Here is an 11,313-nt window from a genome sequence, read left to right on the forward strand (position 1 = left end):
TTCTGTTTGTAAAAGCAGGAGGATTTCTAATAAATTTGGCATTTTTTTTAGGTTAATCGTTGGAAAATTTTCCTAAATAAATGCCATTTTTTTATTTTTCCAAATACCTCAATTGGCGGTCATATTGCAAGAAAAAAACTTTATTATTCCAAACCTCGCCTGTGGAAATGGCGAAGGAAGAAATTTTGCTCTTATCATATCAGTTGAGCTGTGTATTGATGAAAAGTGCAGGCTATCAGACTGAAAAAGTGCTTAAAATATTTGACTATTTTTCAGACATTGATAGCAAGAAATCTAAAAAAGAAAGTGCAAGTATTGCCGAAAAACGCCGTTCTTTTTTAGAAAACTTGCGTAACAGTGAGTAAGGGTTAAACAATTTTTCTTAAAAACTTGTCTCATAAAAGGCAAGTTTTTTTGTTTCAATTCAATAGTTTCCTACCTAAATTTTTTTCAAAAAAGTCTTTCCAATTTTTTTTGGTTTTTTCATTGACAACTGCAAGGAAATCTTCGGTAAGGACATTTTTCTTTTTGAAACGTTCATAAAAAGTGCGGAGAATATCATAAAAAGCCTTGTCATCGTTGATAGCTAATCGGAGTTTGTGTAAAAAATAAGCTCCGCCGTTATAGATTACAAGATCACCAAAAACTTTATCGGCCGCATATACCCCTCTTTGTTCTAAAATAGGCTTTGAGGTATCCTGTAAAAGACTATCAATAGCAGATTGGTAAGCCTTTTTACCAAACAGGTATTCTATAAACAAGTATTGCGAATAAGTTGCAAAACCTTCGTGTAGCCACATATCGCCCATATCGGAAGCTGAAACCGCATTACCCCACCACTCGTGAGCCATTTCGTGTATAAGTACGTAAGGCAAGCCATATTTGCTAAACCTCCAATAGTCTTTGTTCATTGAGCGTACTGCCAAACAACCCTGATGTTCCATTCCTGCATAAGGACTTTCTACAATCGCAAATTTATCGTTCCAAAAAGCATATTCTCCAAAGTTTTTTTCACAGAAAGCCAAAAAATGCAAGGCATTATTCATAAAAAACTTCTTAATGGTGGAATCTTGAGCAGGATAGCTCAAAAAGTAGAACTCAACAGGCTTTTTTTCGTTCTTTTCGTTAATGTAATAACCAATGCGTTTTCGGTAATCTCCCAAATAGAAAGTAATGTTGTAAAGATTGATAGGGTTTTGCACAAACCAATGACTAATTTTATAGCCCTGCTTGTGAGAAACTTCAGTTTTTTCCAATTTCCCGTTGCTGATACATTCCAGCTCTATGGGTACTTCCTAATGCAAACGTACCGAGTCGGGTTCATCGCCGAGATGCTCCTTGCAGGGTATCCAGAGCGAAGCTCCTGAAATTTGACATTGTACCGCTACCAAGTCTTTTTCATTGTGTTTGACCCAAAAAAATCCATTATCCTTTCGCACCGAACGCGATGAAACAGGTTTTCCGTGATAGGCTACTTTAACATTGTAAAGGCTATCCTTGCGTAATTTGCGAGGAAATTTCACAAAAAATGCGTCAAATTTTCGCTCAAACTTTAATTTTTGATTTTCAAAAATTACTTCCCTGATGTACATATTTTCAAACAAATCAAGTTGTATTTCCTCGCTTTCGGAAAGTATTTTGAAAAAAATCGTGTTAGTTCCCTGAATGAATTGCTTTTCGGGAATAATTTGCAGATGCAAGTCGTAATAATAAACATCAAAGCAGGCTCTCTGTGGCAAAAGCCCCCCTTTGAGTTCTTCATAGGTTTGAGCAAAGGCTACTTGAAACAAAAGAGTAGACCAAAAGAAAAATCGCAGTTTCATAGAGGTAAATTTATATTTTTCGGCAAATCTACACTTTTCTGCGATTTTTCTACAATCAGATTGGGTGAGTAACTAAAATTTTATCTGCCAAACATCATTCGGTTCATACGTTCTTGTTCTTGGCGTTGGGCGGCAAAACGATTGATGTTGTAAGTAAAAGAAAGCATAAAGTAACGTTGCAAAACTACATTAGAAACATCTTGAATGTAAGTTTCGGTGGTAGTTCGGCTGATACCTATATTTTGTTGAAGAGCATCATACACTCGTACTTTAATTTCTCCTCGCTTATCTTTGAACACTTGTTTGGCAAGACTCACGTTCCAAATAGTATAATTTTGATTAAAACCCTCGGCAAGCCCTGAATTGGCGAAATAATCTACTTCTGTACCAAATACCAAACCATTATTGAAGGTATAAGTAACATCTGCCACCAGAATATTGGTAAAGTAGCTCACGTTATTTTGAGGTTGCAAAGAATACTTTTGGCTCGTGTGGTTCAATGTTCCTGAAAGATTGAAATCTAAATTTTCTTTGAAATTCCAAACAATGCGGGCTGTTTGCCCTATGGTGTAGGTATTTGCAATGTTGCGGGCATCGTTTATGAAACTAATGTTTTTATTCCAAAGTCCGTTAGTGGCTAAACTCAAAACCAAAGAGTTACCTTTGAGTGGAATACCTGCTCCTGCAAAAGCTACTGCATTCCAAACTCCATCAGCATTTTGATAAGAATTGACCTGTGCTCCAAAAGGCGTGATAGTAGTGCTATTTACAATTTTATTGATTGTATTGCTTACGTTGAAAAATACAAAGAAACTTCTGAATTTTTCGGCATTGAAACTCACATAGTTACCGCGTATAGTATTTACTACTTCCTGCTTCAAATCAGGATTACCTACGGTGATATTGAGCGGGTTGCTGTTATCGGGGACTGGTTGCAATTGAGCGTTGGTAGGCTGATTCGTGCTTCCTTGATATTCAATTCGCATACGGCGGTTTTTGCCGAAATTATAGCGGAATTGAGCTGTGGGAAACAAGTTAATGAACTCTCGTCTGAAATTGGTGTTTCGGGTAATATCTTGATTGTTTTGGGTGGCAATTTGTGCGGCAAAGCCCAAAGTATAGCTGTATTTAAGTTTGGTTGTAACCAAATTTAAGCCTAAACGATTAGAAATGAAGTTGTTATCAAAGTTATTGGTAAGTTGAGGGTTGGGGAGCAGGTAGTCGCTACCAACTTCGTCAAAATCAAATACACGGCGGTCGGTGAGGTTGTTGGTGTTGCTGATTTGGTAATTCATTTCTAAATTATGCCTACGGCTCAATGGCTCGGTGTAAGAAATACCCCCTCTGTAAATAAGACTTCCGTTGTCTTGGGTTGCTTTCTGACGAATAAGCCTTTCGTTATTGATAGTACCATTTGTGTAAAATCTATTCAGAGCAGTATTGAAGTCTGTCCCTTCTTGGTTGGTATTGGTGAAAAAGAAATTGCTTGAAAAACTTCTGCCTTTTTTCTTGAATTTTCTCCTGAAAAGCAATTGATTGACAAAATTAAGTTGGTTATTCTCGCTGATATTTTCGGTATTGGCATCATTGAGCAAAGCGAGCTGATTAGAGTTCAAGGTGCGAGAAACGCTCAAATTGTTGTAATCAACTTGTGTAATGGAAAGATTAGGAATAATACGCAAGAGCGTAAGGCTATCAATTTCGTAATCAATGCGGAAATTGAGGCGGTGATTTCCTGTAAGCGTGTTGTTATCGTTGTTTTGGAAGGTAAAGAAAGTGCTATCGGTAAGAATGTTTTGGCGTTTGGTATTTTGTGAAACGACAAGCTCACTATGATTGAAAAAATAATTTCCATTGATTTTCCATTTTTTACCCCATTCATCATTGAAATTCAATCCTGCTGACCAAACGGTAGTAATGCCGTTGCTATTATTAGGATTTGCCGCCCCAAAGGCTTGTGCAATACGCTGAAATCCTCCACGGAAATTTCCCCCTCCTTGTATGGCATTGTTAAGCGTAAAATTTTGGCTATTGATATTGTTGGCGGAAGCAATAAGCGAAAGCTGCTGATTATTATTAAAACGATTGAGCGTGAGGTTGCCTTCGTAGCGGTCGTTGGTGCCTACTCCTGCCATAGCCCGCCCAAAAGTACCTTTTTTCATATCTTTTTTAGTCGTGATATTGATAACCTTTTCCCGATTGCCATCATCTACCCCTGTAAATTGCGATTGTTCCGACATCTGGTCTATGATTTGTACTTTATCAATCATATCTTTGGGAATATTGCGGGTAGCGAGTTTGGGGTCATCACCGAAAAAGGGTTTGCCATCAACAAGTACCCTTCTAACATTTTCGCCTTGGGCTTTTACGGTGCCGTCTTTGGAAACTTCCACACCGGGTAGTTTTTTGAGTAGGTCTTCGGCGGTTGCATTGGGTTTAGTCTGAAAGGCACGAGCATTGAATTCTACGGTATCTTGCTTGATTTCTACGGGAGTTACTTCTCCTTTTACTTCTATGCCTTGTATGCTTTCAGGTTGAAGTTCCAAATTACCTAAATTTACTTCCCATTGCGAAGCAGAAATTTGAAACTCTTTTTTCAGCAGAGCTGAGCCTGTAAGTTTTACTAAAATGCGATAATTTCCTTCTGCAAGGTTTTTGTATTCAAAAACCCCATTTTCATCACTCATTGTAAAACCTACTACCGTAGAGTCGGGTAGTTTCTGAATGCTAATAGTAGCCCCCGGAGCAAAAGTTTTATCCACGGCATCTACAATACGCCCGCGTATTACGCCCTTTTTAGCTTGTGCCAGCATCTCTCCGCCTAATGCAAGGCAAAAAAATAGTAGAGCAATCTTTTTCATAGTTGCTGAATGGTTGCTTAAACAAAAATAGCTAAATGGAATGTTTTATCTGCCTCCGCCCATCGTCATTCTGAAATTACTGCGTCTTTTTTGGAAAATTTCACGCAATTCTTCTTCGGTTACCTTTTGTGCATCGGTAGGCATTGTAATTTCTTGGACTTCGTCTTTGCTAATTTTTTTGACTTCAAAACCTATATCTGTACCTTCTACTGCCATTACAACGGCATTTTCAATCACAATTACAGGCAATTTGGGTGCATTGGCACCGCCTCTGCCCCAGCGTTGCATACCTTGCGTACTTTGAGAAAGCGGTGAATAAGTAAAACCAAGTTCGGTAGTGTACCAAATAGTGTAAGTATCATCATCAGTTTTAAGTGTAGCTTTTTTGCAGTTGTAGCCGAGAATTTTCTTGGTTTTTTTCTCGTCTTTTTTGATATTTTGTGGGAAATCAACGGATTTTTCTACTACATACTTTTCTACATTTACACTATCTTTGGGCAAAGTGGTAAAAGTATAAACCTTTTTTTCGCTGAAATTCCAGTAGGTTTCGGGAATAAAACGGCGAAACTGATTCATCATTCTTTGCTGTTGTTGCGGATTGGCTCTACCGCCTCCCATCATCATCGGAAAAATTCTCTCTACTTTCCCCAAATTGCCATTGACAAATAATTTTTCAGTGTAATTGAACACATCGGGAATATTGGCGGCGGCTTCGGGATTATTCTGACGAATACTCTCTACATCAATACGAACCGTAGCTTCATATTCTATCATTCCTTTGAAAGTACTTTGAGCATAAGCCCAACCTTGCCAAGTCAAAACAACTACTGCTAAAAAAACTTTTTTCATAATGTTTAGAAATTTGAATTGAAAACGCTTTGACAGAAAAATTAGTATGCAAACCACAAAAAATGTTTGAGTGTTTTAGTTTTTACAAAATTCGTAAAACAATTTGATTTTTTCCCGACTTTTGCCATTTTTATTCGTATTTTTTCTAACTTTCCACAAATTAGTTTTCTATGAAGAAAATTGCTGTTTTCACATCAGGAGGCGATGCTCCGGGTATGAATGCTTGTGTAAGGGCTGTGGTTAGAACTGCTATTTACAAGGGTTTAGAAGTTTTTGGTATTATGCGAGGCTACAACGGAATGATACAAGGCGATATTGTACCAATGAAATCCAATTCAGTGAGCAATATCATTCAGAAAGGTGGAACGATACTCAAATCAGCTCGGAGTAAAGAATTTATGACTGCCGAAGGTAGAAAAAAAGCATACGAAAACTTACAAAAATTAGGCATAGAGGGTTTAGTTGCCATAGGGGGCGATGGTACTTTTCGGGGAGCAGTAGAGTTTTACAAAGAATTTGGCATTCCTACGGTGGGTTGCCCTGGAACAATAGATAATGACCTTTACGGCACCGACTACACCATAGGTTACGATACGGCAGTCAATACAGCTTTGGAAGCTATTGATAAAATTCGCGATACGGCTGACTCTCACGATAGAGTGTTTTTCATTGAAGTAATGGGGAGAGATTCAGGCTATATTGCAATTGCTTGCGGCATAGCAGGAGGGGCTGAAATTGTAATGGTGCCTGAAATCTTGATGAGTACTGCCGAAGTGGCTCAAATTTTACAAGCAGGCTGGAAAAGGTCAAAAACCTCGTCCATTGTAATCGTAGCCGAAGGCGATGAAGAAGGAGGAGCACAAGAAGTCGCCGATAAAATCCGACAAATGATGCCTAATCAATTTGATATTCGTGTAACAACTTTGGGACACATTCAGCGAGGAGGTTCTCCTACGGCACGCGACCGCCTGCTTGCCAGCCGATTGGGCTATGCCGCCGTAGAAGGTTTGCTGGCAGGCTATAAAAACGTAATGGCAGGCATTATCAACGACCAAGTGGTTTATACGCCTTTTGAAGATACTTTCCAAAAAGTAAAACCTATTAGCCAAGAGATGATGGAACTTGTGAAAATTTTAAGCATTTAGCCTAAAAATAAATTCCCCCAAAACGCGGATTCACTACTGAATTATTGATAGAGCCAAACGTATAACTAATACCGCCCCAACCCCATAAGGTAAAGTTAGTACCTAAAATCCCCGCACCTAATAGTACATTGTTGCGGTTAATATCTTTGGGTAAAAAGAAAATTTGGTCTTGCACATACGAAGCCCCCAAGTTAAGATTGAAATTAAAACCTTCAAAAGCCCGCCAATTGATGTTTATTCTACCCGTAAAACGATAGGTATCTTGATTTCTAAAATAATGATGTCCGCCGATTTGTCCTCCAATACTTCCCCAAGGTTGTACCAAACTGAGAATGGCATCAAAACGATAATAAGGCTCCAGTTCTAAAAGATTATCTCTTTCGTTGATGCTACGTAAATGCCACAAGCGATAGCCTGCTTGTGCTATCAGGCGGAATTGTTTTTGCGTATTGATAGAATTTGGAAAGATGTTGTATTCAATAGCAGGAGCGATAGTACTTGATAAACGCAAATTGCTACGCACCGAAGAGCCATTTTGAGCATAACCACCCATTGCCCAATGTTCGGAAAGGCTTTTTACAACCAACGCATTACCATAGTGTCCCTCATTTTTGGCTTTGATAGTTTCTGAATAAATATTACCATCATCATCAGTACTTTCAAAAGTAAACTTGCTAAAATTTGTGCTGTAACCAAAAGAGCTTTGAACTTTTAATTCAGGTTTGGTGCGATTTATATCAAAATAGAGGTCTATGCTGTAGCTCAAAGAATTGGTTTCGGCATTCAGACTGCCCCAGCCCCCTGGCGTAAAAACCCAGTAGTCCCATTTATCTTTTTGGATAAGAGCTTTTTCAGTGGCACGTTTGGGTAAATCAATGCTTATCTGGTTTGCCCATTCTGTATTTTTCAGGTAGGCGACTAATCCTAATTTGAGGTTTTTGACAAGTTGCCCACGTATCATATCTTCGGTATCGGCTTGTTTGGTAGAAAATTTAAGTGTATCGTTTCGGTTTTTGAACTGATTCTGACCTATGAAAGTAAGCGTATAGCTACTTCCTCCTGCTCCATTTTCCTGACCAATAATCAGGACTTGTATATCTGCCTGAAATCTATCGCGAACAAAATCAAAAAAAGAGAGTTCTGTACGAACGTAATCTTCAAAGCACCAAGAAGTGCAGTTCAGAAATAATTTCAATCGTTCTACGCTGTCGGCTTTTTGTGCAAAACTATTTGTAAAGGACAAAAAGAGTAGAAAGAAAAAGTTTTTTTTCATAGTATAGTTGTGTATTTGATGATTCAGTTTATAGATAACTCAATAATCATCTTTGTCATCTACATCATCAAGCAAGAAGTTTTTGGTACGGTCAATGATTTTATTCAAAAAGCCTGAGAAAGAATTGTTTTTCGTGATTTTTTCTTTTTTAGAAGTTTCGGTATGAGAAGTTTGGGTAGGTTGATTGTTATTACTTTGTGGTAGTAGGTCTCTATCGTCTAATGAACGAAACCCTGCCAAAGCCAAGCCAATAGCCGTAGCATACGAGGGCTGATTAACGAGATTGATATTCGTAGGGGTAAGGTATTCGGTAGGATGTCCGATACGTACAGGCAAACCTGTGTGAAGTTCAAATAATTCTTTGATGCCTTCTAAAAGAGAGCCACCGCCTGTAAGTACAATGCCTTGTGAAAGGTTATCGTGGCAACCCGAACGCAAAATTTCTTTATAGACTTCCTCAATAATTTCAGTCATTCGGGCTTCTATGATTTTAGCCAAATTTTTGAGAGAAATCTCACGAGCAGGGCGATTGCGTAAGCCGGGAATAGCGACCACTTCCATACTGCTGGCTTGCTCGGCAATAGCTTTGCCGAAGCGAACTTTCAGTAATTCGGCTTGGTTTTCCATAAGCATACAGCCACTTTTGATGTCGGAAGTAATCACTTTGCCACCATAAGGGATAACTGCCGTATGGCGAAGGATATTGTCATAGAAAACGGCTAAATCGGTAGTACCTCCACCAATATCCACCAAAGCAACCCCTTCTTTACGTTCTTCGGGCGTAAGGCAAGCCAGACTGGAAGCTATGGGTTCTAAAATGAGGTCTTGAATGGTAAGTCCTGCTTTTTTGATACACTTCTTGATGTTATCCAAAGAGGTAGTTTGGGCTGTGATGATATGAAAATTTGCTTCTAACTTCACACCTGCCATACCTACGGGGTCATTGATGTCGGTTTCATTATCTACAATAAAATCTTGGGGCATTACGTGAAGTATTTGCGAACCTGCGGCAATAGGTGTTTTATACATATCATTGATGAGCCTCATTACATCGGCATTGGAAATTTCGTCTTCGGTAGAGTGGCGAGTAATACCTCCTTTTTGTGTAAAAGTACGGATATGTTGCCCTGCAATACCTACATTGACCACTTCTATGCGGATATTAGACATTTGTGAGGCCCTGGCTATAGCAATTTTAATTGCCTCCACGGTTTTTTCTATATTAGAAATTACTCCACGGTTTACACCTTCCGAATCGGCTTTGCCAAAACCTAATATTTCAATTCTATCTCTATCCAGTACATCTTGACGAGCTACCACAGCACAAACTTTGGTGCTACCAATGTCTAAACCGACAACAATTTTATCGTTTTGCATATTCACAAACAACCTGTTGATGATATTTTAAGCTAATTTTTTCGTAAGCATTCCAGCCTTTACGTGGCAAAATGTATTTACAAAGAATTTCTAATTTGCGTAATTTCGTTTCCCAATCTTCTATACTGCCAAAATCAATTTCCGACTCCGATAGTTGCAAATATATCTTGAAACCCTGACGAAACCTAACAATTTGTGCAATTTGAGAGCGAAAAAAAGAGTCAGATGTAACTTTTTGAAGCAAAATTAACAATTCTTTATCATTTTCGTTGTTTTCAAAGTCAAAATTTACTTCATCAGTGCTGAAAATCAAACAATGAGGCGTAAATTTCTTGGAAAAAGGAATTTTTTTTCCCTTATTATCCAAGTAAAAAGTTTCTTGTTTGTTCCAAATTCTTACAATAGGCTTCACTAAACGCACCCATACAGCAAGCTCGCCATTGAGTTTTTTACTGATGATGCAGTCTTCTACAAAAGGATTCGCCCGAAGCCTCTTTTCCAAATGTCTCGTATTGATAAATTTGTAAGGTGTATTCAATAAAAATTCACGGCTGTTGCTATCCAAAAGGCTTTGTATGTCTTTTTCGTCTAAAAATAGATTTCCTCCATTATCATCAATTGTTATGGATAACTTCTGACAATATTGGTTCTCATAATAACTCCCCGAAGCACTTAAAAGCAATATGATGCCCAGTATTCCTAAAAACCAACGGAATTGCTTTTTTATACGAATTTTCATTGATTCTCCTGCAATATCTGCAAATTTACAATTTTGTTCAAATAAACAAATTTTTCAGCAACTTTTTATTTTATGTTATTTTGCGAAAAAATTTTAATTTTTTAGCAATGACCCTCACAGAACAACTACAACAAAAGATCAATCAGAAAACCAAGCCATTAGGGGCTTTGGGAAAACTGGAAAAATTAGCCTTACAAATCGGTAAAGTGCAAAAAACGCTCACGCCTCGCTTGCAGAATCCTACGATAGTAGTTTTTGCAAGCGATCACGGCATTGCCCAAGAAGGGGTAAGTGCTTATCCGCAAGAGGTTACGTATCAGATGGTACTCAATTTTTTGCGTGGTGGAGCGGCTATCAATGTTTTTTGCAGGCAAAATCATCTTGCCCTGAAAGTAGTTGATGCAGGTGTAAAACATCATTTTGAGCCTCACGCTGATTTAATTTTAGCCAAAGCAGGAATGGGAACGAAAAACTTTTTGCGTGAGCAAGCAATGACCCCGCAAGAGCTACATTTTTGTTTAGGAAAAGGGAAAGAAATTGTTCAAACGATTGCCGAAACAGGTTGTAATGTGATAGGTTTTGGCGAAATGGGAATTGGTAATACTTCTGCCGCAAGTATGCTAATGAGTTATTTTTGTCAGTTGCCTATGGAACAATGTGTAGGCAAGGGTACAGGAGTTGATGAAAAAAGACTTTTGCACAAAATTGAGGTTTTGAAAAAAGCTCAGAATTTTCACGGAACAATAACTGACCCATATCTTATTTTGCAAACTTTTGCGGGTTTTGAAATGGCACAGATGTGTGGGGCAATGCTGGAGGCTTTTCGGCGGAATATGCTCATTTTGGTTGATGGTTTCATTGCAACGAGTGTTTTTCTTGCGGCTCAATCTATAGAGCCAGCTATTAGAGAAAATGCTATCTTTTGTCATCAGAGCAACGAAGCAGGTCATCGTTTGATGTTGGAATATTTACAAGCAGAGCCAGTACTGCATTTGGATATGCGTTTAGGCGAGGGAACAGGTTGTGCGGCGGCTTTTCCAATTATACAGAGTGCTGTTACTTTTTTGAATGAAATGGCAAGTTTTGAAAGTGCAGGAGTGAGCGAAAAATCCGAATAGAAACGTGAGTTAAGCGGCAATATCTTGAAAAAGTTCAAAATTTGTAAGTAGATTTTTTTCTTGAAAATCTCTAATAGTGGGCTTTTTATCTAGGAATTTGTAGGCAATAATTCCAGACCACAAATTGA

At 38.3% G+C, this 11,313-nt stretch carries 10 protein-coding genes; 3 read left to right on the forward strand and 7 right to left on the reverse strand.

Annotation, left to right across the window (positions count from 1 at the left end):
- Positions 1-167: 167 nt before the first annotated feature.
- Complete coding sequence (locus tag Rain11_RS13120; protein ID WP_133121597.1) at positions 168-365, forward strand: hypothetical protein; 198 nt, start codon at positions 168-170, stop codon at positions 363-365.
- 54 nt (positions 366-419) lie between these two features.
- On the opposite strand, the gene Rain11_RS13125 is transcribed toward Rain11_RS13120, so the two are convergent.
- The 4 genes from Rain11_RS13125 to Rain11_RS13140 form a co-directional block, all read right to left on the reverse strand.
- On the reverse strand, positions 420-1,256 hold the full coding sequence (locus Rain11_RS13125) for a M1 family metallopeptidase (RefSeq protein ID WP_165778147.1): 837 nt from the start codon (positions 1,254-1,256) through the stop codon (positions 420-422).
- A 39-nt stretch (positions 1,257-1,295) separates the two neighbouring features.
- Positions 1,296-1,823 (reverse strand): gluzincin family metallopeptidase, encoded by a 528-nt coding sequence (locus Rain11_RS13130; RefSeq protein WP_101359827.1) that lies wholly within the window; start codon positions 1,821-1,823, stop codon positions 1,296-1,298.
- 80 nt (positions 1,824-1,903) lie between these two features.
- Positions 1,904-4,684: an outer membrane beta-barrel family protein gene (locus Rain11_RS13135; RefSeq protein WP_101359828.1), complete on the reverse strand. Its 2,781-nt coding sequence runs from the start codon at positions 4,682-4,684 to the stop codon at positions 1,904-1,906.
- Between the two features lie 45 nt (positions 4,685-4,729).
- On the reverse strand, positions 4,730-5,533 hold the full coding sequence (locus Rain11_RS13140; protein ID WP_101359829.1) for a hypothetical protein: 804 nt from the start codon (positions 5,531-5,533) through the stop codon (positions 4,730-4,732).
- Positions 5,534-5,703: 170 nt separating this feature from the next.
- Between Rain11_RS13140 and pfkA the strand changes: the two genes are divergently transcribed.
- Complete coding sequence (gene pfkA / locus Rain11_RS13145) at positions 5,704-6,678, forward strand: 6-phosphofructokinase (protein WP_101359830.1); 975 nt, start codon at positions 5,704-5,706, stop codon at positions 6,676-6,678.
- 1 nt (position 6,679) lies between these two features.
- Here the strand turns inward: pfkA and Rain11_RS13150 are convergent, their stop codons facing one another.
- Genes Rain11_RS13150 through Rain11_RS13160 form a run of 3 tightly spaced genes read right to left on the reverse strand, consistent with a single transcriptional unit; the run spans position 6,680 to position 10,067 of the window.
- Complete coding sequence (locus tag Rain11_RS13150; protein ID WP_101359831.1) at positions 6,680-7,951, reverse strand: hypothetical protein; 1,272 nt, start codon at positions 7,949-7,951, stop codon at positions 6,680-6,682.
- Positions 7,952-7,990: 39 nt separating this feature from the next.
- The gene (ftsA, locus tag Rain11_RS13155; protein WP_101359833.1) at positions 7,991-9,328 is read right to left on the reverse strand and encodes a cell division protein FtsA; all 1,338 of its coding nucleotides are present in this window, start codon (positions 9,326-9,328) and stop codon (positions 7,991-7,993) included.
- Positions 9,315-10,067, reverse strand: coding sequence for a cell division protein FtsQ/DivIB (locus Rain11_RS13160; RefSeq protein WP_101359832.1), 753 nt, complete (start codon positions 10,065-10,067; stop codon positions 9,315-9,317). The genes ftsA and Rain11_RS13160 overlap by 14 nt, the downstream gene beginning before the upstream one ends.
- A 107-nt stretch (positions 10,068-10,174) precedes the next feature.
- Here Rain11_RS13160 and cobT point away from each other — a divergent pair, with 107 nt between their 5' ends.
- Positions 10,175-11,185: a nicotinate-nucleotide--dimethylbenzimidazole phosphoribosyltransferase gene (cobT, locus tag Rain11_RS13165; RefSeq protein ID WP_101359834.1), complete on the forward strand. Its 1,011-nt coding sequence runs from the start codon at positions 10,175-10,177 to the stop codon at positions 11,183-11,185.
- The last annotated feature ends 128 nt before the right edge of the window (positions 11,186-11,313 follow it).

Origin of the sequence: Raineya orbicola (assembly GCF_002843425.1) — a bacterium.
GTDB classification, from domain to species: domain Bacteria; phylum Bacteroidota; class Bacteroidia; order Cytophagales; family Thermonemataceae; genus Raineya; species Raineya orbicola.

Bases quoted from the DNA above. Each gene is read 5' to 3' on its own strand.
- Rain11_RS13140 (WP_101359829.1), bottom strand. From the start codon at position 5,533: ATGAAAAAAGTTTTTTTAGCAGTAGTTGTTTTGACTTGGCAAGGTTGG.
- Rain11_RS13150 (WP_101359831.1), bottom strand. From the start codon at position 7,951: ATGAAAAAAAACTTTTTCTTTCTACTCTTTTTGTCCTTTACAAATAGT.
- Rain11_RS13135 (WP_101359828.1), bottom strand. From the start codon at position 4,684: ATGAAAAAGATTGCTCTACTATTTTTTTGCCTTGCATTAGGCGGAGAG.
- cobT (WP_101359834.1), top strand. From the start codon at position 10,175: ATGACCCTCACAGAACAACTACAACAAAAGATCAATCAGAAAACCAAG.
- Rain11_RS13130 (WP_101359827.1), bottom strand. From the start codon at position 1,823: ATGAAACTGCGATTTTTCTTTTGGTCTACTCTTTTGTTTCAAGTAGCC.
- Rain11_RS13120 (WP_133121597.1), top strand. From the start codon at position 168: ATGGCGAAGGAAGAAATTTTGCTCTTATCATATCAGTTGAGCTGTGTA.
- pfkA (WP_101359830.1), top strand. From the start codon at position 5,704: ATGAAGAAAATTGCTGTTTTCACATCAGGAGGCGATGCTCCGGGTATG.
- Rain11_RS13160 (WP_101359832.1), bottom strand. From the start codon at position 10,067: ATGAAAATTCGTATAAAAAAGCAATTCCGTTGGTTTTTAGGAATACTG.
- ftsA (WP_101359833.1), bottom strand. From the start codon at position 9,328: ATGCAAAACGATAAAATTGTTGTCGGTTTAGACATTGGTAGCACCAAA.